Here is a 23,449-nt window from a genome sequence, read left to right as displayed (position 1 = left end):
TCTCCGATAGGAGGTGCTTTACTTTTTTTAGAAATCGAGGAATTTTACGATTGCAGGAAAAGCAGCTCCATTGTATTTTGGCAATGGAGGTTGTATCTTGTTTTTCACCAGTTCATAACCGCACGCCACAGGTGTGCGGTTTTTTTTAATTTTAGCGCCACACCAAAAGATCAAGCTATGCGTACCATCGTACTGCTGCTCCTGTCCAATATTTTTATGACCATTGCTTGGTATGGACACCTGAAACAAAAAGGCCTCTCCTTGTGGAAAGCAATACTGATTGCCTGGGGAATTGCCTTTTTCGAATATTGCCTGATGGTACCGGCTAACAGGATGGGGTATGCGAATGGATTTTCCGGTTTCCAGTTAAAAATGACACAGGAAGTAATCACCCTGGTTGTCTTTGCTGTTTTTGCTGTACTCTATCTGAAAGAGCCGTTTCGCTGGAATTACCTGGTTAGTTTTGCCTTCCTTTTAGGAGCCGTTTATTTTATGTTCAAAAAATAATCAGAGATAAAGATAATAGGGTTGTAACAATCGGCTGAATGCTGGAGAATAATCTCCATTTTCCCTGATGCAAATGGTTGAAACATGCATATTGACGGGACTATTTTTTCTAAAAAGACAGAAAGACCGGAAGGGTGCATGTTTTTCTGTTTGGCATACATTCTTCCGTTTATAAAGCTGGAAGCTGCTGGATGCAATTTTTTCTAATAATGATTCAGTTCTTAAATAAGGAAGCAGGATAGCGAAATAACCGCTCTCTTCCGTAATATTCTCCGCCAGTTGAATGAGGGATGCTAGATCCAGGTCGCTTTCATGTTTTGCCTGGTTGAGTCGAGCATCCGGCGATAATAATGACTGCTCAAAAAAAGGCGGATTGCTAAAAACCAGCGAATAGACACGAGGAAATGAAAACCTGAGTGCATCCCCCTGAAAAACATGTAATCTTGGGCTCCAGGGCGATGCTTCAAAATTTGCTGTAGCCTGTTTTGCAGCAGGTTCATCCAGTTCGATGGCATCCAGTTTCGCAAATTTTGTTTCCTGGGCCAGCATCAGGCTCAGCAGTCCCGTACCGGTTCCTATATCAAGAGCAGAATCCATGTCTTTACCACGAAATTCCTCTGCCAGCCAGGCCCCAAACAAACAGGCTTCTGTACATACTTTCATAGCACAATTTTCCTGATCGACACGAAAGGATTTAAACTGAAAATAGGTATTCGCCAAAATAAATCAGGGTTTGATATTACCAGCCAGCGCGGGCAGTAGGGGTTACGGAAAGATCGGCAAAATCCTTTTCCAGGAATTTGTAGTAGGCAGCCAGCGCAATCATCGCGGCATTATCCGTACAGTAGGGTAGCGCCGGGTAATAGGTTTTCCATCCGTATTTTTTTCCCATTTGTTCCAGTCCGTTTCGCAAGCCGGAATTGGCAGAAACACCTCCTGCCAGGCAAATTTCTCTGATACCGGTTTCGAGTGCTGCCTTTTTTAACTTGTTAAGTAAAATTGATACGATCCGATCCTGAATGGAAGCACAGATATCAGGCAAACGGTCTTGTATAAACGAAGGGTTTTCTTGCTGGTGTTCCTGGATAAAATATAGTATAGCTGTTTTCAATCCGGAGAAACTGAAGTTCAGGTCCGGGATTTGTGGCTCCGGAAACCGGAACGCTTTTGGGTTCCCTTTTTTTGCGTACACATCTATCAGTGGTCCGCCGGGGTAGGGAAGTCCTAACAGCTTGGCCGATTTATCAAATGCTTCACCGGCTGCATCATCAATGGTTTCACCAATAACTTTCATATTAGTGGGTGATTCCGCCAGCACCAGTTGGGTATGGCCCCCACTAACCGTAAGGCATAAAAATGGAAAGCAGGGTTTGGGGTCATCGATCAGGTTAGCTACCACATGTGCCTGCATATGATGAACAGAGATAAGCGGCTTATTAAGAGCCAGGGCGATTGACCTGGCAAATTGAGCCCCTACCAGTAGTGCACCAATTAATCCAGGTGCCTGCGTAAACGCGATCGCATCCAGCTCTTCCAGTGATACACCTGCCTGCTGTATCGCCTGGTCTACCACCGGAACAATGTGTTGCATGTGTGCACGACTAGCCAGTTCGGGAACTACACCGCCGTATTGTTCGTGTACTTTCTGAGTGGCAACGATATTGGAAAGCACCTGTCCATCTTTACAAATTGCTGCAGCTGTTTCATCACAGGAACTTTCAATGGCTAATAGAACTGGCATAGAATTATTTACTGCGAATGGCGACCACAGGATCCATTTTTGAAGCGATGGAGGCTGGAATGATTCCAGCAAGCACCCCCACAATGATACAGATCGACACGGCGATGGTCATAATTTTAATGGAAATAGTAATCGGGAAACCAATGGAACTTGAGATGGCGAGTGTCAGCAGAAATACGAGCAACAGACCGATCATTCCACCCAAAATACAAAGGAAGGCGGATTCCATCAGGAACTCCATCATGATGGTCATTTTTTTGGCCCCAATCGCCTTTTTAAGTCCGATTTGCGGAGTCCTTTCCCGCACAGTCACAAACATGATATTGGCTACACCAAACATACCTACGAATAGAGAAAGAATTGCAATGAAAAAGCCTCCCATATTGATACCGGAAAAAATTCCGGCAGCGAATTCACCAAATGCATCTACATCATTAAGGGAAAAATTATCCGCCTGCGTGGGTTTGAGTTTACGGATGGATCTCATGGCACCGGTAACCTCATCCCGCAGGGCTTTCATGGGAATCATTTCCTTTCCCTGCAACATGATCACAGGATCAGAGCGGTCTTCTCTCACCAGGGTTTTCATAAATGCATATGGGAGTAACACACAGTTATCAAATTCCCAACCGCCAATAATGGAAGAACCCTGTTTTTTAATCAGTCCGACTATGTTAACATTCCTGTTATAGATATTAACCATTTTTCCAACCGCGCGTTCCGGTTTACCAAATAGTTCTTCGGCAACTTTATAACCAATTACCGCAGAATTGGAAGCATAATCAAAATCGGTCTGTTGCAGGTAGCGTCCATCTATCACCTCTATTGTCTGAATATTGGAGAAATCTTCTGAAATCCCATACATCCTTACATTGTCCAGTTTTTCATCCTGGAACTCCACTTTATCCATCCGCTGTAGCGCAAATGCAATATTGGCTGCTTCGGGCACCGCTTTTCGCAACAGATCCATTTCATGGTATTTTGGAGAGGGGCGGTTGAGCAATTTCCAATAAGGGATCTGACCGCTGTAATCCCACTTGTCTATGAAAATGGTATTGCTACCCAGTGCCTTTATATCTTTCTGAACATTTTTCTCCAGGCTGTTTACAGTAGCCAGTACACCTATGATGCAGAATATACCAATGGTAATTCCAAACAGGGACAGAAAGGTTCTGAGTTTATTGGAACGAAACTCTCCCAGTGCCATTTTTAATCCGGTTCCCAGAATTTCGAGGGTTTTACGCATAAATCAAAAATACTGCTTCCTGATGCAACTAGTGTGAAAAAAGAAGCTTAAATTAGAAGAGAACAATCCGCCCGGGAAACTATCTGTACCAGCGTTGAATCAGAGGAAATTATTTCATCACTTAAATATAATTCCAATGGTTACTACAGACATCTCCCAGTTGGTTGGAGAGTGTGCATCCTGGATCACCACTCTCCGCACAAAAAGAACTGACTTTACTTCTCTCCGAGAAAAGCTCCAGCAGCTTTCCACCAATCTCCAGGACCATGACACACTCAAAGACCTTGAACACCTCCAGAACCAGTTCTACATTCAACTTATCAACATCCACGACCTGAAACATGCCATCAAAGAGCATGAACAGATCGCCCGCTGGGAAAAAGAAAAAAAGGGTCAGGTCTCTGACGCAACCATCTCCGCGCACGAAGACATTCTGATGCAGTACGAACAACTTAATGACACCCTCGATCATGTAGAGGATGAATTCTACCAGTTCGTCCGCAAAATCGAATGATGAGAAGAAGTACGAACTATGAAGTATGAATTTATGAACTAGGGATTCCTTCTTCTCACGTCTCACATCTCACGTCTCACCTCAATTCTTCCTTATGTCTGCAGAATTCGACACCTCACACGTCAAAAACATTGTCTTGCTCGGCCATGCCGGTTCCGGCAAGACCACTTTAGCGGAAAGTATGGTTTACGAAGCCGGACTGATACCGCGGCGGGGAACCATTTCCAGCCATTCCACATTGGGTGATTACCATGAATTGGAAAAAGAAAGAGGCAACTCGATTTTTTCCAAGCTCCTGTATACCCGATGGCGTGGATATAAGATCAATATTATTGACACACCCGGTTACGATGACTTTTGTGGGGAGGTGATCGCCTCCCTGCGTGTAGCCGATACCGGCGTGATGGTACTAAATGCGGCAATGGGAGTTGAAGTGGGTACCGATATCATCTGGCAATACACAGAGTCGTTTAAGACGCCCATGCTTTTTGCAGTCAATCAACTTGATCATGAAAAAGCCGACTTCGACAAAACTGTCCAGGAGGCAAAAGACCATTTTGGTAACAAAATCGTGGTGGTGCAATACCCATTACAACAGGGTGCCGGTTTTCATGAGATCGTGGATGTACTCAGGATGACCCTTTACAAGTTTCACGATACAGGTGGCAAACCAGAAAAACTACCAATTCCTGAGCAGGAAAGGGAAAAAGCGGATCAGTTGCACAAAGAACTGGTAGAAGCGGTTGCCAGCAATGATGAAACACTCATGGAACATTACTTTGAAAAGGGTGAGCTAGATGAAGATGAAATGAAGGAAGGCATGAAAAAAGCCATGATCAACCATGATCTGTTCCCGCTTTTTTGTGTATCGGCAGAACGGAATATGGGAAGTGGCCGCCTGATGGGTTTTATTGATAATGTTTGTCCCAGTGCCAATGAAATGCCCCCTCAGCAAACCGTACAGGGTAAAGATCTTCCCTGCCGGTCAGATGCTGCCACCTGTCTTTTTGTTTATAAAACAGTTTCTGAACCGCATGTGGGTGAACTCTCTTTTTTCAAAGTTTATTCAGGAGTGGTCAAATCAGGAATGGACTTAATGAATGCCAATACCAGGGTGAGTGAAAAGATTAACCAACTGTTTATTGTTGAAGGAAACAAGCGAACAGCAGTGAATGAACTGGCTGCCGGCGATTTGGGTGCGACCCTCAAATTGAAAAACACCCATGTCAACAATACGCTATGCGATAAAAACAATCCGGTTGAGTTGGTGCCAATCCGTTTTCCTGCACCCAATCTGAGCGTGGCTATTGACCCTTTGGTAAAAGGAGAGGAGGAAAAACTATCACAAGCCCTTCACATGCTGGTAGAAGAAGATCCCACCATTCGGGTAGAAGTATCCGCTGAACTGAAACAGACCTTGCTGCATTGCATGGGAGACATGCACCTGGCAGTCATTAAATGGAAATTACAAAATCAGTTCCGGCTGGAAGTGCGTTTTTCCAAACCCCGCATTGCCTACAGGGAAACCATCCGCAAGCCGGCGGATGCCCAATACCGCCATAAAAAACAATCTGGTGGAGCGGGACAATTCGGGGAAGTACATCTCAGAATTGAACCATGGTTTGAAGGAATGCCCGAACCAAACGGTTTAACTGTCCGGAACCGGGAAACGCATCAGCTGCCCTGGGGGGGCAGCCTTGTTTATTACAACTGTATTGTTGGTGGCGCCATTGATACCCGCTTTCTTCCTTCCATTCTGAAAGGGGTAATGGAAAAAATGCAGGAAGGACCCTTAACCGGAAGTTATGTTCGGGATATAAGGGTTTCGGTATATGATGGAAAAATGCACCCGGTTGATTCCAATGACATTTCGTTTAAGCTGGCAGGCTTGCAGGCTTTTCGCCAGGCCTTTCAACAGGCCGACCCACAGCTACTTGAACCTATCGGGAAAGTGGAAGTTACTTGTCCTGATGACCTAACCGGATCGGTCATGGGAGATTTACAAACAAGGAGGGCGATCGTGGAGGGACTCGAATCAGAAGGGCATTTCACCAGGATCAGTGCAAAAGTACCATTGGCTGAACTGTATGAATATGCTTCATCCCTTCGTTCCATCACCCAGGGTAGAGCAAGGTTCAGTATTCAATTCGATCACTATGCTCCCGTACCTTATGAATTACAGAAAAAACTTATGGAAGAATACAACAGGCAGGCAGAGCTGGTCGAATAGCTTATCAAAGTAGCTTTTCGATGAATGGAACAATGATTTTATTTTCTGCATCGTTTATGCTTTGTTCCGTTTTTAATCGACGTACCCATTGAAAATTTCCACACCTATGAACGAACAGTTGTACTTCAACGACCAGGCACATATTGCCGAAAAGTTTCAGTTGATCCAGGAGCATTTGCAGGACACCAGTAAAATGGCTGTACTGAAAATCCGCAACTGGAAATTAGTGGAGCATCTGCCGGAGACCAGCCAACGCTATCAAAAGCACATGTATCAGACACTATTCAACATTGTTCCAAACGAGTTCATTCTTTGCGAAGTGGGGTATTATTTCTCCCCACTTAACAACTGATAAAAAAGGGCCGATATGACGGCCCTTTTTTATCTTTATAACATGCCCAGATTAAACCAGGTATTACTTTTTGTTGTTCTCTCCTGTATAATTTTATATGCAGGCCGTTCCCTATTCATTCCACTTAGTTTCGCCTTGCTGATCAGTTTCATTCTCTACCCAATTTGTAAATGGATGGAAGAAAAAGGCCTCTCCAAATCACTGGCGATCCTGATCAATCTTACTTTTCTGACCTTGTTGCTTGGAGGAATAATATTCCTGCTTGTATATCAATTAAAACAGTTTGGTTCGGAATGGCCACTTTTAAAAGAGAAGATCAATCAATCAATCAGTCGACTTTCTGTCTATCTCAATGATGAATGGAAAATTGATAGTGTTACTCAACAAACCTATACGGATCAGATTCTTAAAAATGCACCGGGTTACCTGTTCAGTTTTTTACAAAAGACCATCACCAGTTCTGCCGTTTCACTGGTTTTATTATTCCTGATTCCTATTTACAGTTTTCTCATTTTATATTACCGGAGCCGGTTGATGAAAGCCCTGGTTTTACTGATTCCTGATAAGTACCGACCACGTATAACCGAAATCGTACAGTTGGCAATCCAATCTTATTACAATTTTATCAAAGGTATGCTGGCTGTTTACCTGATTGTCGGGATTCTAAACAGTGTCGGCCTGCTGCTGCTTGGGGTGCCGCATGCGATCCTGTTTGGTGTTATCGCTGCAGTCCTTACTTTTATTCCCTATGTTGGCATTTTAGCGGCTTCGCTATTCCCCATTACATTATCCTGGGTCACCTATAATTCCATCTGGTATCCGATTGGTGTGATTGCCGTTTTTGGTGTTGTTCAATACCTGGAAGCCAATATTATCTTCCCCTGGGCTGTTTCCCGCAAACTGGAATTAAATACTCTTTTCACCATCATCGCCATTATCGTGGGTGGAATTTTATGGGGGGCGGCAGGTATGATCCTCTTTGTGCCTTTTGCAGCTATCCTTAAACTAATTGCTGAAAGAATAGAAGGGGGAACCCCGCTTGTATTGTTACTGGGAGACGACAAATAGAAAAACTATCAAGTGTTAGCATTTGAACCTGTTTCCGTATTTTCGTCATTCAACTGAAAAAACCATATGAAGGAAGTTTATGTTGTTGCGGCCGTCCGTACTCCCATGGGAAGTTTTGGCGGCACACTGAAAGACCTTAATGCTACCCAATTGGGTTCGATTGCCATTAAAGGAGCCCTGGCGAAAGCCGGCCTGTCCGCCGATCAGGTAGAAGATGTTTTGATGGGCTCTGTTTTGCAGGCTAACCTGGGACAGGCTCCAGCCCGACAAGCTGCCAAATTCGCGGGATTACCGGATACTGTCAATTGTACTACCATCAATAAAGTTTGTGCCAGTGGTATGAAATCCGTTGCACTGGGTGCCCAGAGCATTATGCTGGGTGATGCATCTATCGTGGTAGCTGGTGGTATGGAAAGTATGAGCAATGTTCCTTTTTATGTAGAACAGCTTCGCTGGGGTAACAAATATGGTTCTACTGCACTGATTGACGGGTTGGCAAAAGACGGTCTGACAGATGTGTATGATGGCCTTGCTATGGGAAATGCAGCGGAAAAGTGTGCCCGTGAATGTGGAATCAGCAGGGAAGACCAGGATCAGTTCGCGATTGAAAGTTATAAAAGAAGCCAGGCAGCCTGGAACGAAGGCAAATTCGATGCTGAAATTGTTCCGGTACCCATTCCGCAACGAAAAGGTGAGCCAATACTTTTCTCGAAAGATGAAGAACCCTGGAATGTAAAATTTGAAAAGATCCCGGAACTGAGACCGGCCTTTCAGAAAGATGGTTCTGTGACCGCGGCCAATGCTTCTACTATGAATGATGGAGCTGCAGCACTTATCCTGGTAAGTAAAGAAAAGCTGGAGGAGCTCGGGCTGAAACCTATTGCCAGGATTCTCTCTTATGCGGATGCGGAACAGGCGCCTGAATGGTTTACCACCACACCTTCCCTTGCTGTTCCCAAAGCCGTAGCAAAAGCAGGCTTGTCCATGCAGGACATTGCTTACTGGGAACTAAATGAAGCCTTTGCTGTGGTAGGTATAGAGAATAGTCGCCGTATGCAACTCGACCCAGCCAAAGTAAACGTTCATGGTGGTGCCGTTTCCCTGGGCCATCCTCTGGGGTGCAGTGGAGCGAGGATTCTGGTAACCCTGATCCATATTCTTAAAGACAAAAACGCCAGATACGGTGCCGCTGGAATTTGCAACGGCGGAGGTGGTGCTTCTGCTATGGTAATTGAAAATCTGGCATAACTTGCCTTGATGGATATCTTAGCTGTAACAAATGAACAAAAAGGTTTGCTGGCTGATCTGAGCCGGCAAACCTTTGTTGATACTTTTGCGTCTTACAACAAGCCGGAAGATATGCAGCTGTTTCTGGACAAACAATTTACCAGGGACCAGCTAATGGCGGAACCCGACGAACCGGATAATTATTTCTTTATAGCCTGGGAGGATGGAGTGCCTTTGGGATACATGCGACTGAGGTTTTGGCAAACACAGGCCTATAGTTGTTTGCCTTCAGTACCCACAGTGGAAATAACCCGCTTATATGCCATCCAGGCTGCCATTGGGAAAGGTGTTGGAAAAGCCATGATGCAGTTTGCGCTGGATTTTGCCAGATCGAAAACGGTAAAACAGGTTTGGCTTGGAGTTTGGGAGCACAACGAAAGGGCCATCCGATTTTATCAGAAATGGGGGTTTGAGAGAAAAGGGGATCACCCCTTTTTGTTGGGTACTGATTCCCAAACTGACTGGTTAATGGTTAAGGAACTGGGGGATTTGGTTAAAATTTGAACCAAAATCCTATTTTCTCGCTGAACAGAGCAACTGAAAGTGAAACTTAAACGTAAATTGAAAATAAAATCCCGTATGAAACGTATACTGTTGCTATCTCTGATGGCGGGTTGGGTACTTTTAGCCTGTCAGAAAAAAGTGGACGACCCGGAACCAAACCCACCCGGACCTACCCCTCCTACAGCTGAACAAAAACTGAAGGATTCCGTAATGCTGTATACCAGGGATATTTACCTCTGGTATAACCAGATACCGGCAACCTTCAATGCACAAAGTTATGCAGATCCTAACAAGATTATGGAAGCCATTCGGCCTTTCAGTAAGGAAACAGGTTTTACCAATCCTGTTGATCGCTGGAGTTTCGCCGTTAAAAAAGCCGACTGGGACAATGCCAGCAGTGGTATTTCCGCTGACCTGGGTATGGGTATTTTTTTCCGTTCAAACAATGACCTGAGGGTTACTTATGTTGAAAAAGACGGAGCTGCTGGAAAAGCAGGTGTTCAGAGAAGCTGGAGGCTGTTAAAAATCAATGGCAACAGTAGCATCAATACATCCGATGCAAGTATCAATTTTATCGTGAATGCGATCTACGGAGGAAATGCAGCAACTGTTGAATTTCAAAAACCAGACGGAACCACCCAGGAGATAACGCTTACTCCTGTTACCTACCAGGAATATCCGCTGGCATTGGATACAGTATATACAAACGGAGGCAAAAAAATCGGATATGTAGTCTTGAATTCTTTCCTTGGAGATCAGGATCAGATCAAGGCTGCAATGGCTTCCACTTTTTCAGATTTTGGTGCGCAAGGCGTAACGGAATTAATAGTTGATCTGCGCTACAATGGTGGTGGATTTGTTTCCTTATGGGAAGAAATGGGTAACTACCTTGCACCAACAGCCGCTAATGGAAAGGTAATGTACCGGCAAAGTTTCAACAACAGATATGCCAGCCAGTTTGATGAAACTGTGAATTTCGAGAAAAAAGGTACAGTCAACCCAGCAAAAATTGTTTTCATCATATCTCAAAACACGGCCTCTGCCAGTGAAGGTCTTATCAACAGCCTGACCCCTCATACAGAGGTGAAAATCGTTGGTCCGAGTGCGTCCAATGGTAAACCGGTTGGTTATTTCCCGATCCCCGTAGGAGATTGGTATATTCTTCCGGTAAGCTTCCGCACAGTGAACAGTAACAATCAGGGAAGTTATTTCAATGGATTTATTCCGGAAAGCCAGGTTCCAGATGGGCTCGATAAGGCCTGGGGAGATCTGACTGAAGACTGTTTGGCAAGCGCCATGAAGTATCTGACTACCGGATCTTTCAGGGCTGCTAACCGCGAATCCAGCCGCCTTACGGCTGATTATCTGGAAAGTTATCAGCGGCTGCCGATGAAGAAAATGAAAGTATTGGTGGAAGACCGTTATAATCTATCCGAAAAACTAAAAAATTAAGTAAAAATAGTTTTGTCAAAAGCCCCCTCGCCGGGGCTTTTGGCATTTATAGGGGATTTTTTGCGCATTTGGAGTGTAACCAATAAATTTGCCACTCCTTATAAAAACAAAAGAATGGCAAGATCAATTGCATTTAGAGAAGCGCTGCGCGAAGCAATGAATGAAGAGTTCCGTCGCGATGATCGCGTATTCCTGATGGGAGAGGAAGTGGCTGAATACAATGGAGCCTACAAAGTAAGCCAGGGTATGCTCGATGAATTTGGTGAAAAACGAGTGATCGATACGCCTATTTCTGAACTTGGATTTGCTGCAGTTGCAGTAGGTGCAGCTCAGAATGGCCTGCGTCCCATTGTTGAATTTATGACCTGGAACTTCGCTGTTCTGGCACTCGACCAGATCCTGAATACTGCTTCTAAAATGCTTGCGATGAGTGGCGGACAGGTTTCCTGCCCGATTGTTTTTCGTGGACCCAATGGTTCAGCCGGACAATTAGGAGCCCAGCACTCTACTGCATTTGAAAGTTATTATGCCAATATTCCGGGTATCAAAGTAGTATCTCCGTCTAATGGATATGATGCAAAGGGATTGTTGAAGCAAGCCATCCGTTACGAAGAGGATCCCGTGATTTTCATGGAATCCGAATTGATGTACGGTGATAAGTCTGAAGTTCCGGAAGAAGAATACTATATCCCTCTTGGTAAAGCAGATGTAAAAAAAGCAGGATCCGATGTTACCATTGTTTCTTTCAATAAAATGATGAAAGTTGCCTTAGGAGCAGCTGCTGAACTGGAAAAAGAAGGCGTAAATGCGGAAGTGATTGACCTTAGAACCATTCGACCGCTCGACTGGATGACCATCCTTGAAAGTGTAAAGAAGACCAATCGTCTGGTAATCGTTGAAGAACAGTGGCCATTCGCATCAATCTCTTCTGAAATTTCCTACCGGATCCAAAAAGAAGGATTTGATTACCTCGATGCACCGATTCGCCGGATAACAGCTGCAGATGCACCGTTGCACTATGCACCCAACCTGGTAGCAGCAGCTTTACCCGATGTAGCAAGAACAGTAAAGCTGGTAAAGGAAGTGATGTATATGAAGAAGTGAAAGGTGAAAGGTGAAAGGTGAAAGTTGAAACGTCAGATGTGAGACGTGAAACGATATAAAAAAACCCGTAGGAGAATATACTCTTACGGGTTTTGAATTTTCAGGGCGTTAGATTCAAGTGGCTTTCACTTCTCACATTTCATATCTGACGTCTCACGTCTGACGTCTCACGTCTGACGTCTCACTTTAACATACTTCCCACCGTTAGCAGGAAGCAATACGAATAGGCCATTAAAACGCCTGCCAATAAAACAAGTTTGGTTGTCAATTGCCACACGCTGATCTCGCGGGTGTTTTTCAAAGGGTGACGTAGTCTGTTCATAGGTGGATATTTTTGGATTTTGGATACTTCAAAAATACAATCCCTTACAACTCCTGTCAATCACAGTTCTACCCATTTTTTTTAGTACAATTACGAAGCGTTTTCACTTTACCACTGGTACAGACTGCCTGCCGGAAAATTCCATTGAGGCGTCTGAAAGCTGCCTCCTGTAAAGCGCTGCCAGGGTTGCGGGTAATGTGTTTGGACGGATTTAACCAGATGAATATCCTGAGCCGGCATGAAACCCTGCAGCAGGATAAATACGGCTTCTCCTTTTGCATTCTTTGCCATGTCAACAACCAGCATTACATGGCCTGGATGACCGGGTTGAAGAAATACGTCACCCGTTTCAGGACTTGAGTTGGGTGACTTTCGTTTCATTTGCCTTGAAAGAGAAGCTGTACCACAATAGGCAAACACCTGCTGAAGAAATCGATCCAGGTTTGACCGATATTCCGGTGAAACTGATTGAGCACTACGCCTTACCGTTAGTAATTTTTTGCCCTTCAGTACATATCGAACACCCTTGCACCATTCAATATAGTTCAACCAGGTGCCGTCGGTTGCTAGGAAATGAATCTGTTCATATTTCTTCTGGTCAAACAACCAGGTCGCCCGGATGAGCATAACTGCATCCGCGCATTGTAACAGGGAATTGTTCCGAACTGGTATGTCCAGCACTGCATAAGCAGCCTGCTGGTTTGGCTTGGGCTGACCGGTATAGTAATAAACCGTCTTGTTTTCCTTTAATGCGAGTTTGCGTAGAAAGTCTGTATAGCTACCTCTTGCAGCAACCGGCCTGGCAAATCCCTCCGGAACAGCAATGGATTCAATTGAACTAAGTTTATCAGCACGTGGAAAAAATGGCAAAATAATTGCCAGTATCAGGGGCAATTGCATTAATCGGTATTTTTGGTACAGTTGAGATGCAATACCATTTCAATTACACAAGCGATACCATACCATAAACTGATTTTAACATGTCCCAAATATTAATTATCGACGACGAAAGAGCCATTCGCAAAACATTGGGAGAAATTTTATCCTATGAGGGATACAAGGTCGAAGAAGCATCGGATGGGGAAGAAGGATTGAAAAAATTTAAGGAAAAGAATTTCGATGTAGTACTCTGTGATATCAAAATGCCGAAACTGGATGGTATCGAATTTCTGGATAAAGCAAGGGAAGCGAATCCGGATATACCCATAATAATGATCTCTGGTCACGGCACTATTGAAACCGCTGTTGAGGCAGTTAAAAAAGGTGCCTTTGATTATATTTCCAAGCCACCAGACCTGAATCGCCTATTAATTACATTGCGAAATGCAATGGATAAAACCTCCCTTGTTACGGAAACCAAAGTATTAAAAAGGAAGGTAGGTAAGGTGCAGGAAATGATCGGGAATTCTCCTGCTATTCAGCGGATCAAAGACACGATTGAGAAAGTAGCTCCTACTGATGCCCGGGTATTGATCACCGGGGAAAATGGTGTAGGAAAAGAGTTGGTAGCCCGCTGGCTCCATGAGAAAAGCAATCGCTCTTCCGGTCCGTTAGTGGAAGTAAACTGTGCTGCAATCCCTGGCGAACTAATCGAAAGTGAACTTTTTGGTCACGAAAAAGGATCCTTTACATCCGCTATTAAACAACGGATTGGGAAATTTGAACAGGCCAGTGGAGGCACTTTGTTTCTGGATGAAATTGGAGACATGAGTTTATCTGCACAGGCAAAAGTATTGAGGGCTTTACAGGAAGGAAAAATCACAAGGGTAGGGGGTGATAAAGAAATTTCTGTAGACGTTCGTGTGGTAGCTGCAACAAATAAGGACCTGCTTAAAGAAGTGGAAGAAAAAAACTTCCGGCTCGATCTGTATCATCGATTGAGTGTAATCCTGATTCATGTTCCATCTCTTAATGATAGAAGAGATGATATCCCGCTGCTTGTAGATAAATTCCTGGAGAATATCTGTATGGAATACGGTATCGCCAAAAAAGAAATTGATGCAGATGCACTGGAAGCGCTTCGCGATTACAACTGGACAGGTAATATCCGGGAATTGAGAAATGTAGTAGAGCGACTGGTTATTCTATCCGGCAAAACAATCGTGAAGGAAGATGTTGTCAATAATGTGGTACCCAGGAATTAACCTGGTCAGCTGCTGCAAATTTCAACATTGCCTCACAGTCTTTTAACCAGGTAAAAGATGGTTGAGAAGGAAGCGATTGGTTTTCCATGGCAGGCCCGGCGGCAACTATTTTCTTGTCAGGAAAATGGCTGAGTAATTCCTGAAGGTATTTTTCCAGCGGACAGTCATCCAGGTGTGTGATCAGGTGAAAATACAAATGGGAAGGATGGTGCACTTCGCAAATATCCTTTAACACTTGGATATCTGCATTTTTGCCATAATAAACACATTTTGAACCATTCTTTTTTAACAGATACTGCATAAAAAGAATAGGAATTTCATGAGATTCCCCAATAGGTGTAAATAATAAAACGGTTCTGTTATTTTCAGCATATACCGGTTCTAATCCGTCTATTGCAAGCAATAACTTTTTCATTACAAGCTCACTGCAAAAGTGCTCCTGGGCAGGAATTACCCGGTCGCAAAGCCAATTATTTCCGATCAGGTTCAGTAATGGAAAAAGGATTTCCAGCATCGTCTTTTGAAGACCATTGTGAAGCACCTGCAAATGAACTACCTGGTTAAACGTTTCCTCGTCAAAATTGGAAACGGATTCCAATAGTTGGCGGAAAGGCTCAGCATGAATGCCTGCGTTTAAATCCTGCAGGCAATAAGAAGCCAATTGCTCCTGATCAATTTCCAGCAAGGATGAAATCTTGTTTCCTCTTTTGTATAAGAAGGATAGTCGTAGTATTTTCTTTAAATCCTCCCCGTCGTAATATCGATGCCCACCCTCTTTTCGCTTCGAGAAATCATACTGGTACCGCTGCTCCCATACCCTGAGAGTATGTGCTTTAATGCCTGTAAGCTTTTCAATATCACGAATGCTGAACCTGTTCATTACGGTTGCAAGAATGCGGTAAATATTCCGATTAACAAAAATTTGGGGGCTACGCTGTCATAATTTACATAAAACAGTTACAAATAGAGCAGGAAACTAGTATTATTACCTTATAATGGTATTTTTGCCCACATCTAAAATTGCCTGAATGACAACGAATCAGATTTTGATCGTATCCCTGATTTCCCTTTTACTGGTGATGTTACCGGCTTTTGGCCTTTCGAAACTTTTTCAGAAAGCAGGAGTGCCTGCATGGAAAGCCTTTGTTCCCTTTTACAATACCTGGACCATGCTGGAAATAGCCAAACGTCCGAAACACTGGTTTTTCTGGCAATTTATTCCGGTGGTAGGATGGTTCGTTACAATGGGTATCCTGATTGAATTTGTAAAGTGTTTTAATAAGTTCAGCTTTTGGGAACATACATTAACCTGTTTGCTGCCATTCGTTTATTTTCCAATGATCGGAATGGATCAAAAAACCCGTTTCATTGGTCCGGAGGGAGTAAAACATTATAAAAAAACACCCGTACGGGAATGGGTGGATGCCGGCATATTCGCAATTGTAGCCGCCACACTGATCCGCACCTTCATTTTTGAAGCATATACGATTCCAACCGGTTCAATGGAAAAGACACTGTTGGTAAATGACTTCCTCTTTGTTAGTAAATTAAGCTATGGGCCCAGGATTCCAAATACACCGCTCGCAGTTCCCTTTGTACATCATTCATTACCTGGTAGTACCACTAAATCCTATTCTGAACTTATCAAATTGCCATACAGCAGATGGTTTGCCAGTCCTGTCAAAAGAAACGATGTAGTTGTATTTAATTTTCCGGATGGAGATACTGTTATCAATAAACCGGAGTTTCAGTCGATGTATCCATATTACAATGTTGCCCGTCAATTTGGAAACGGCAATATGGATTTGGGAAGACAAATGATCCTCAGCGATCCTGAAACCTATCCACTGGTAATAAGACCAGTAGATAAGCGTGAAAATTATATCAAACGATGTGTAGCAATCGCAGGTGATACCCTGGAGGTTCGGGAAGGACGTGTGTATATAAATGGGGAGCCGGGATTTGTTCCCCCCAAATCGCAGTTGCTATATGAAATTGAAACCAACGGACAGCCGCTGAATGCGGAGTTCATGAAAGATGAATACGATATCGACATCAACGATGAACAGGAGTTTGCAAGACTCAGTGGCAATGTATTCAATATGTTACTCACTGCAGAAGCAGTCGAAAAATTACAAAAAAGCGGGTTGGTAAAAAGGATAACACCACTACTGATTCGTCCGGATGCAGTGCCTCCAACCAAATTCACCATTGATATTTATCCGCATGATGGAAAGCATAAATGGACAGAAGATTTTTATGGTCCGATCTGGATACCCAAAAAAGGGGCAACAATTACACTAACGGCGGATAATTATTCCATCTACGAAAGAGCGATCCGGGTTTTTGAAGGCAACCAGTTGGAAAGACAGGGGGATCAGTTTATTATTAATGGACAGTCCACCAATCAATATACCTTTAAGATGAATTATTTCTGGATGATGGGGGATAACCGCCACCAATCACAGGATAGCCGTTTTTGGGGCTTTGTTCCCGAAGATCATGTAGTGGGAGAGGCCTGGATCATTTGGATGAGCCTGAACAAGGGAATACGCTGGAATCGCCTTTTCAGAACGATTCACTAAACTAACCGGATCGCAATCCAAAACGAACAGTATGAAAGCCAACTCCTTTGAATTTTCTTATGATGTTTACGGTTCCATTGAGGAATTGCAGCAGGGAGATGCCGCTTTGCTGGATGCTGCCCGTAAGGTAACGGCTCAGGCTTATGCACCCTATTCCAGGTTCTTTGTAGGGGCAACAGTAAAATTGGACAATGGACAATTGTTAAGTGGAACGAACCAGGAAAACGCTTCCTTTCCTGCCGGACTTTGTGCAGAACGAACGGTACTGGCTGCTGTTTCTTCTGTTTATCCTGGGGCTGTAATCAATGCCATGGCGATTAGTTTTCATTCAGCAGGAACGGAAAGTAACCACCCCATTTCCCCCTGCGGTATTTGTAGGCAATCACTGATTGAGCAGGAAAAAAGGCAGCAGTTTCCTATGAGAATAATATTAGGCGGACAGGTTGGACGTATACTAGTCATTAGTTCAGTGAGTCATTTATTGCCCTTTAGTTTTACAGGGGAGGAATTAAATAAAGGTTGAGCACTATCCGATTTTCCAACCATTTTTTACCGGACGATCTGGTTGTAATAATATCACCTCTTTGTTTTCAGCGTATACTCCCAAAACCAGGCATTCACTGGTGAAATTGGCAATTTGTTTGGGAGGAAAATTAAGGATGGCTATTACCTGCCGGCCAGGTAATTCCTCTTTTGAATACAGTTCTGTAATCTGGGCGGAAGATTTTTTTATACCGCATTCCCCAAAATCGATAACTAACTGGAAGGCTGGTTTTCTCGCTTTTGGGAAATCCTTTACCTCCAGAATGGTTCCAACGCGAATGTCTATTTTTTCAAAGTCTGACCAGTTAATGAACATATTTCCAAGATATTAACGCAAAATGATAGATTTTTTTTGATGCAATGCGCAATCGGTAAACAAACCTACCGTAAATTCAGGCATCTATTAATTTTTATCAAACCGATTGTAATTATGCCCCGTTTATCGCCATCGCGTAGAAAATTCCTTCGGAACTCAACTGCCGCGGCCGCAGGTTTTTTTATTGTACCCCGCCATGTTTTAGGAAAAGGCTTTGTTGCGCCCAGCGACACACTGAATGTTGCCGGAATTGGTGCCGGAGGTAAAGGCACCAGCGACCTTGCAGAGTTTTATAAAACCGGCAAAGTAAATATTGTTGCGCTCTGCGATGTGGATGACAGAGCAGCGGCCAAATCACGCCAGGCACATCCCAAAGCTCCTTATTACAAGGATTTCCGGGACATGCTGGAAAAACACAAGAACCAGATCGATGCGGTTTCTATTTCTACTCCCGACCATACACATGCCAATGCTACCCTTGCAGCGATGCAGTTAGGAAAGCATGTTTATACACAGAAACCACTGACCCACGATATTTATGAAGCCCGTTTACTTACCGAAGCTGCCAAAAAATACAAGGTTGTAACCCAAATGGGAAACCAGGGGGGAAGTGGCGATGGTGTTCGCAGGGCAAAAGAACTGATTGACGCGGGCATGATTGGAGATGTTCATACTGTACATGCCTGGACCAATCGTCCCGTTTGGCCACAAGGTATTCCTACACCTTCCGGTAAACATGAGATTCCAAAAGAACTAAATTGGGATCTCTGGCTTGGACCTGCCCAGCATATAGATTACAATCCTGCATATCTGCCCTTTAACTGGAGAGGCTGGTGGGCTTTCGGAACAGGTGCACTGGGTGACATGGCCTGTCATATTCTAGATCCGGCATTCCGGATATTGCCCATTCTTTATCCAAGTTCAGTAGAGTGCAGTGTTGCCAATATCTGGCAGGATATGTGGGTTGAAAGCTCCAATCCTGATGGATGTCCTCCATCCTCTATTATTCACCTGGATTACCCCAGAACGGATGGAAAAGGTAATATTAAAATTTCCTGGTACGATGGTGGCCTGCTACCGAACCGTCCGGATGAATTGTTGCCGGGAGAAGCATTTGGCAACTGGGATGGTGGAATCCTCTTTGAGGGAACCAAAGGAAAACTATTGGCAGATTGTTATGGTGAAAATCCACGTTTGTTGCCAACAACCAAAATGCAGGAAAGCCTGCCAGCGCCAACCATCGCAAGAGTACCAGAAGGACATTATGCGCAATGGGTATATGCTTGTATCGCAGGTCATGGCAAAGGCAAAACCAGTTCTCCGTTTGAATATGCAGGTCCCTTTACGGAAAGCATCCTTATTGGTAACCTGGCGATTCGCAGCTGGATGATGAAAAATCCCAACCTGAAAGGCTGGAACGATAAATACCTGGGCCGTAAGAAATTGTTATGGGATGCTAAGAATATGAAAATCACCAATTTCGAAGAAGCCAACCAGTTCGTGAAACGTGAAAGAAGGAAGGGCTGGGAACTGTGAGGAACGTGAGACGTCAGACGTGAAAGGTGAAACGTGAGAAGTGAAAAGTGAAAAGTGAAACGTGAAAAGTGAGAAGTAAAACAAAGCTCTAAAATAAAAGCCCGCAGAAATGCGGGTTTTTCCATTTTATATTTTGATCCTTAAACTTCCCCGTCTTCCGTCTTCCGTCTCCCTTCTCCTGTCTCCCTTCTCACGTCTCACATATGACGTCTGACATCTCACGTCTCCAACAGCTGCGCCAATTTCATCAGTTCCTCCTGTTTATATCCATCTTTATCAGACTCAAAGCAACGTGAGAATTCTTCCAATAAATGCTGAATGATGCGGATGGTATTCATTGGTTTGAAGAAGGAAGCCGTAGGCGGAACTGATATCCGCTTGAAATAGGTATCCACATCCTTTTGTGTAAACACCTGGCCGCTCATGGGATCAATGTAGAATTGAATTTGATGCATCGGGTTAGAAGCAGGTTCCTGCCATACACCCGGTTCCATATCAAAATAGGCGAGGATAAACTGCCGGGGGATGGGAACCGCCCGTATAGGAATATCCAGTAAATCACATAATACCAGGTATAAGATACCGTTGCTAATGGCATTTCCTTTTTTGGTTTCCAGGACTTTATTTAATAGAAAATCATGCGGTTCGGAATAATTGATCTCAGACCCCTTCAGGTGATAATAATTATAGAGAATAGTGGTGAGTACATTGGTTTGTTCCAGCGGTGTTAGGTAATTATTCAGCTCCAACCAGATATTACGACGCATTTTTTCAATATCCTGCAGAATAGCACTGACATTAAGATCCGGATATTGAAATTTACAAACCAATAAGGCTCCACCCAGCAGATCAGGAGCAGGTTGTGCTTTCCATCGTTGAAAATCATTGGTTAACTCACAATAGTGCAGACGATGAATAAGCATTTCAATCCGCTCCTGAACAGCCTCATCAGGAGTAGTTTCCCACAAATGTTCCAGGTTTGGAATAATATTGGTTCCAAGTGAGATAATCCGGTCGCTCACTGTCGAAAACACCTCGATATCGGGGTCATCAATGAGATGAAAAAGGGCTGATATTTCTCGGGTTTCTTCCATACCTGGGTTGGGTTCAGATTAATAACAATCTTAGGACGTTTAAATCACTCAAAATATTGTTATTGTTCCGTCAATAAATTTCGCTGGAAAGCAGGTATAATGCCCCGATACTTATCCACTTCTGTGGATAAGCGGAAGTACTGCCAGTTAACGAATTCCCTTGCTATTTTTTCCCGGGTGTCGATTTTTTTGCTGTCTTTTTTGGCGCGGCTTTTTTAGCCGGAGCTTTCTTGGTTGCTGCTTTTTTTGCAGGTGCTTTTTTAGCTGCTTTTTCAAATGCTCCCGGAATTTCTGCTTCGATCATTTTTTTGATTTCCTCAAGTGAAATTCCGGTTAACTCTTCTTCTGCAAATTTTGAACCGTCCGCCTTTCGCCCCATCTTTAGCATTTTTTTGCCAAAACGGATGAAAGGCCCCCAGCGCCCGTTTTCCAGAGAAATCTTTTCAGCAGGCCATTGCTGGATAAAGCGATTGGCTTCTTTCTCCAGTTTTTTCTGAATCAATTCATTGCAATCAGACTGTTTGAGTGCATCAAAATTATATGCCTTCGGAACATTGATAAACAGGTTATTCCATTTGATAAAAGGTCCAAATCTGCCTTTGCCTTTTGTAACTGGAAGTCCTTCATACGTTGCGATCGGTGCATCAGCCTGCTTTTTCTCGTTAATGAGCTCAATTGCTCTTTCCAGATCCACAGTCAGCGGCTCTTCACCTCTTGGAATAGATACAAACTCCTCACCCCATTTCACATAGGGACCAAACCGGCCAACATTCACAGATACTTCCTGGCCTTCGTATTCTCCAATGGTTAAGGGCAATTTGAATAATTCCATCGCCTCTTCATAGGAGATGGTTTCAATACTCTGGCCGGATTTGAGCCGGGCGAATTTTGGTTTCTCTTCTTCACTGGCATCTCCAATTTGTACCATCGGACCATAACGACCCATCCTTGCAACAACTTTACGACCCGTTTCAGGATCTGTTCCCAGTTCACGTTCACCTTTAATCCGTTCTGCCGTTTCGATGGTTTTATCTACATCCTTTTTGAAGGGATTGTAAAAAGCATCAATCATTTTATGCCATTGCCGTTTTCCATTGGCAACTTCATCAAATTCTTCCTCAATTTTGGCCGTGAAACCATAATCCATTACATCATTGAAATACTGATTCAGGAAGTCTGTAACAACCAGTCCCAAATCAGTCGGAAACAGTTTTGATTTTTCAGCTCCTGTTGTTTCCTGCGACATTTCTTTTTTGATCTGATCCTTTACCAGTTTCAGTATCCTGAAATCTCTGCGAATGCCTTCTTTGTCGCGCTTCTCAACATATCCTCGTTTGAGGATGGTTGTTATAGTAGGGGCATAGGTAGAAGGACGACCAATTCCCAACTCTTCCAGTTTCTTAACAAGTGATGCTTCTGTGTAACGGGGGGCTGCCCGATTGAATCGTTCAGTGGCTGTCATTTCTTTTAACGGCAACACCTGTTTTACCTGCAAAGGAGGTAACATGCTATCATTGCCATCTTCCTCGGTCAGGTCATCATCATCCCGATCCTCCCGATACACTTTCAAAAAGCCATCAAATTTCAACACCTCACCGGTTGCCGTGAGTTCCTCCTTATTGGTTGAAATTGAAATTTTTGCAGTGGTTTTTTCCAATTCGGCATCAGCCATCTGTGAGGCCATGGTACGTTTCCAGATCAGCTCATATAAGCGTTTGGTTTCCGGATCATCCACCGTACTGTTTTCCATATAGGTTGGGCGGATGGCTTCATGCGCTTCCTGAGCAGATTCATTTTTGTTTTTGAATTTGCGCGGTTGGAAATAACGCTGACCATATTGCCCGGTAACCTGCTGACGGATTCCATCCATGGCTGTATCACTCAGATTTACACTATCCGTACGCATATAAGTGATATTACCACTTTCATAGAGTTTCTGCGCCAACAGCATGGTCTTACTGACAGAATAACCAAGTTTACGGCTGGCTTCCTGTTGCAGGGTGGAAGTTGTGAACGGGGCAGCGGGTGATTTCTTACCCGGACGCACCTGGATATCTGTTACCGTATAACTGGCCCCCTTACAGGACTCCAGGAACTTCTCCGCATCCTCCTGCTCATTGTATTTTTGTCCCTCAGCCTTGAAAAGAACCGGTTTATTGGACAGATCATTGGCCGTAAAAAAGGCATCAATACGGAAATGACTCTGAGACTTGAAGGCATTGATCTCGCGTTCGCGTTCTGCGATCAGCCGAACCGCAACTGATTGAACCCGACCGGCACTCAGGGAAGTACCCATGCTCATTTTGCGCCAGAGAACGGGGCTAAGTTCAAAACCCACGATCCGGTCGAGCACCCTTCGCGCCTGTTGGGCATTTACCAGATTCATGTTTACTGTACGGGGCGACTGAACCGCTTTCTGAATAGCAGGTTTGGTGATTTCATGAAAAACGATCCGCTTGGTACTGCCTGGATCTAAACCGAGTACTTCACACAAATGCCAGCTGATGGCTTCTCCTTCACGGTCCTCATCCGTTGCCAGCCATACTTCATCACTTTTTTTAGCCAGTTGTTTTAATTCCTTCACCACCTTTTCTTTCTCATCAGGAACTATATAGCGAGGCTTGTACTGGTTATTAATGTCGATTCCCATTTCACCCTTTTCCAGGTCGCGGATATGGCCATAACAGCTCTTCACCTCAAAATCCTTCCCGAGGATTTTCTCAATGGTTTTGGCTTTCGCCGGCGACTCCACTATCAATAAATTCTTAGCCATGTATCAATAAATCGTTTTAAAAAGTAGATCCAGTCCTTGCAAGTTTACAGTATAAGACCGAAAATACCAATTCAGGAAATTTCTGCGTCTTACCAAAGCTTTAAGAAATACTATGCTCAAATAGTCGTTAT

22 protein-coding genes are annotated in these 23,449 nt (G+C 43.9%); 13 read left to right on the top strand and 9 right to left on the bottom strand.

The features are described from left to right. Positions 1-177 precede the first annotated feature (177 nt). A complete protein-coding gene (locus tag L0U88_RS00595; RefSeq protein ID WP_234863552.1) occupies positions 178-507 on the top strand; it encodes a DMT family protein in 330 nt (109 codons plus the stop codon). Here the strand turns inward: L0U88_RS00595 and L0U88_RS00590 are convergent, their stop codons facing one another. The 3 genes from L0U88_RS00590 to L0U88_RS00580 form a co-directional block, all read right to left on the bottom strand. Beyond that, positions 508-1,170, bottom strand: coding sequence for a tRNA1(Val) (adenine(37)-N6)-methyltransferase (locus L0U88_RS00590; RefSeq protein ID WP_234863551.1), 663 nt, complete (start codon positions 1,168-1,170; stop codon positions 508-510). Positions 1,171-1,246: 76 nt separating this feature from the next. After that, positions 1,247-2,248 carry a tRNA (adenosine(37)-N6)-threonylcarbamoyltransferase complex transferase subunit TsaD gene (gene tsaD / locus L0U88_RS00585; protein ID WP_234863549.1) on the bottom strand — a complete coding sequence of 334 codons (1,002 nt, stop codon included), beginning with the start codon at positions 2,246-2,248 and terminating at the stop codon, positions 1,247-1,249. Between the two features lie 4 nt (positions 2,249-2,252). Further along, the gene (locus L0U88_RS00580; protein WP_234863547.1) at positions 2,253-3,494 is read right to left on the bottom strand and encodes an ABC transporter permease; all 1,242 of its coding nucleotides are present in this window, start codon (positions 3,492-3,494) and stop codon (positions 2,253-2,255) included. Positions 3,495-3,630: 136 nt separating this feature from the next. Here L0U88_RS00580 and L0U88_RS00575 point away from each other — a divergent pair, with 136 nt between their 5' ends. From L0U88_RS00575 to L0U88_RS00540, 8 genes are all read left to right on the top strand, one after another. After that, positions 3,631-4,008, top strand: coding sequence for a hypothetical protein (locus tag L0U88_RS00575; RefSeq protein WP_234863545.1), 378 nt, complete (start codon positions 3,631-3,633; stop codon positions 4,006-4,008). A 94-nt stretch (positions 4,009-4,102) separates the two neighbouring features. Continuing rightward, the gene (fusA2, locus tag L0U88_RS00570) at positions 4,103-6,238 is read left to right on the top strand and encodes an elongation factor G2 (protein ID WP_234863543.1); all 2,136 of its coding nucleotides are present in this window, start codon (positions 4,103-4,105) and stop codon (positions 6,236-6,238) included. 106 nt (positions 6,239-6,344) lie between these two features. After that, positions 6,345-6,590 carry a hypothetical protein gene (locus tag L0U88_RS00565; protein WP_234863542.1) on the top strand — a complete coding sequence of 82 codons (246 nt, stop codon included), beginning with the start codon at positions 6,345-6,347 and terminating at the stop codon, positions 6,588-6,590. Between the two features lie 42 nt (positions 6,591-6,632). Beyond that, the gene (locus L0U88_RS00560) at positions 6,633-7,658 is read left to right on the top strand and encodes an AI-2E family transporter (RefSeq protein WP_234863540.1); all 1,026 of its coding nucleotides are present in this window, start codon (positions 6,633-6,635) and stop codon (positions 7,656-7,658) included. A 66-nt stretch (positions 7,659-7,724) separates the two neighbouring features. Next, positions 7,725-8,906: an acetyl-CoA C-acyltransferase gene (locus L0U88_RS00555; protein WP_234863538.1), complete on the top strand. Its 1,182-nt coding sequence runs from the start codon at positions 7,725-7,727 to the stop codon at positions 8,904-8,906. A gap of 9 nt (positions 8,907-8,915) precedes the next feature. Next, the gene (locus tag L0U88_RS00550; protein ID WP_234863537.1) at positions 8,916-9,449 is read left to right on the top strand and encodes a GNAT family N-acetyltransferase; all 534 of its coding nucleotides are present in this window, start codon (positions 8,916-8,918) and stop codon (positions 9,447-9,449) included. A 75-nt stretch (positions 9,450-9,524) separates the two neighbouring features. Then, positions 9,525-10,901, top strand: a complete 1,377-nt coding sequence (locus tag L0U88_RS00545) for a S41 family peptidase (protein ID WP_234863535.1) — start codon at positions 9,525-9,527, stop codon at positions 10,899-10,901. 114 nt (positions 10,902-11,015) lie between these two features. After that, positions 11,016-12,005 carry a pyruvate dehydrogenase complex E1 component subunit beta gene (locus L0U88_RS00540; RefSeq protein ID WP_234863534.1) on the top strand — a complete coding sequence of 330 codons (990 nt, stop codon included), beginning with the start codon at positions 11,016-11,018 and terminating at the stop codon, positions 12,003-12,005. Between the two features lie 181 nt (positions 12,006-12,186). On the opposite strand, the gene L0U88_RS00535 is transcribed toward L0U88_RS00540, so the two are convergent. Together L0U88_RS00535 and L0U88_RS00530 are read right to left on the bottom strand one after the other, a co-directional pair. Further along, positions 12,187-12,327, bottom strand: a complete 141-nt coding sequence (locus L0U88_RS00535; RefSeq protein ID WP_234863533.1) for a hypothetical protein — start codon at positions 12,325-12,327, stop codon at positions 12,187-12,189. Positions 12,328-12,435: 108 nt separating this feature from the next. After that, entirely contained in the window at positions 12,436-13,227 is a 792-nt protein-coding gene (locus tag L0U88_RS00530; protein ID WP_234863532.1) for a DUF4846 domain-containing protein, read from the bottom strand. Between the two features lie 80 nt (positions 13,228-13,307). Between L0U88_RS00530 and L0U88_RS00525 the strand changes: the two genes are divergently transcribed. Then, positions 13,308-14,471, top strand: coding sequence for a sigma-54-dependent transcriptional regulator (locus tag L0U88_RS00525; RefSeq protein ID WP_234863531.1), 1,164 nt, complete (start codon positions 13,308-13,310; stop codon positions 14,469-14,471). On the opposite strand, the gene L0U88_RS00520 is transcribed toward L0U88_RS00525, so the two are convergent. Then, positions 14,446-15,351 (bottom strand): MerR family transcriptional regulator, encoded by a 906-nt coding sequence (locus L0U88_RS00520; protein ID WP_234863530.1) that lies wholly within the window; start codon positions 15,349-15,351, stop codon positions 14,446-14,448. The genes L0U88_RS00525 and L0U88_RS00520 overlap by 26 nt on opposite strands. A gap of 148 nt (positions 15,352-15,499) precedes the next feature. Here L0U88_RS00520 and lepB point away from each other — a divergent pair, with 148 nt between their 5' ends. After that, complete coding sequence (gene lepB, locus L0U88_RS00515) at positions 15,500-17,056, top strand: signal peptidase I (protein WP_234863529.1); 1,557 nt, start codon at positions 15,500-15,502, stop codon at positions 17,054-17,056. 31 nt (positions 17,057-17,087) lie between these two features. Further along, positions 17,088-17,579, top strand: a complete 492-nt coding sequence (locus L0U88_RS00510) for a cytidine deaminase (RefSeq protein ID WP_234863528.1) — start codon at positions 17,088-17,090, stop codon at positions 17,577-17,579. A 3-nt stretch (positions 17,580-17,582) separates the two neighbouring features. Here L0U88_RS00510 and L0U88_RS00505 read toward each other — a convergent pair whose 3' ends face one another. Beyond that, positions 17,583-17,915 (bottom strand): tRNA-binding protein, encoded by a 333-nt coding sequence (locus L0U88_RS00505; RefSeq protein WP_234863527.1) that lies wholly within the window; start codon positions 17,913-17,915, stop codon positions 17,583-17,585. A gap of 114 nt (positions 17,916-18,029) precedes the next feature. Here L0U88_RS00505 and L0U88_RS00500 point away from each other — a divergent pair, with 114 nt between their 5' ends. Beyond that, positions 18,030-19,451 carry a Gfo/Idh/MocA family protein gene (locus tag L0U88_RS00500; protein ID WP_234863526.1) on the top strand — a complete coding sequence of 474 codons (1,422 nt, stop codon included), beginning with the start codon at positions 18,030-18,032 and terminating at the stop codon, positions 19,449-19,451. Between the two features lie 218 nt (positions 19,452-19,669). On the opposite strand, the gene L0U88_RS00495 is transcribed toward L0U88_RS00500, so the two are convergent. Together L0U88_RS00495 and topA are read right to left on the bottom strand one after the other, a co-directional pair. Further along, positions 19,670-20,545, bottom strand: coding sequence for a transglutaminase-like domain-containing protein (locus tag L0U88_RS00495; RefSeq protein ID WP_234863524.1), 876 nt, complete (start codon positions 20,543-20,545; stop codon positions 19,670-19,672). Between the two features lie 163 nt (positions 20,546-20,708). Beyond that, positions 20,709-23,318 (bottom strand): type I DNA topoisomerase, encoded by a 2,610-nt coding sequence (gene topA / locus L0U88_RS00490; RefSeq protein WP_234863523.1) that lies wholly within the window; start codon positions 23,316-23,318, stop codon positions 20,709-20,711. Between the last annotated feature and the right edge of the window lie 131 nt (positions 23,319-23,449).

It is taken from the genome of Flavihumibacter fluminis, assembly GCF_021491375.1.
GTDB lineage: Bacteria > Bacteroidota > Bacteroidia > Chitinophagales > Chitinophagaceae > Flavihumibacter > Flavihumibacter fluminis.
The sequence above is the reverse complement of the archived record's forward strand: the minus strand, read 5'-3'. Positions and strand labels throughout refer to the sequence as shown.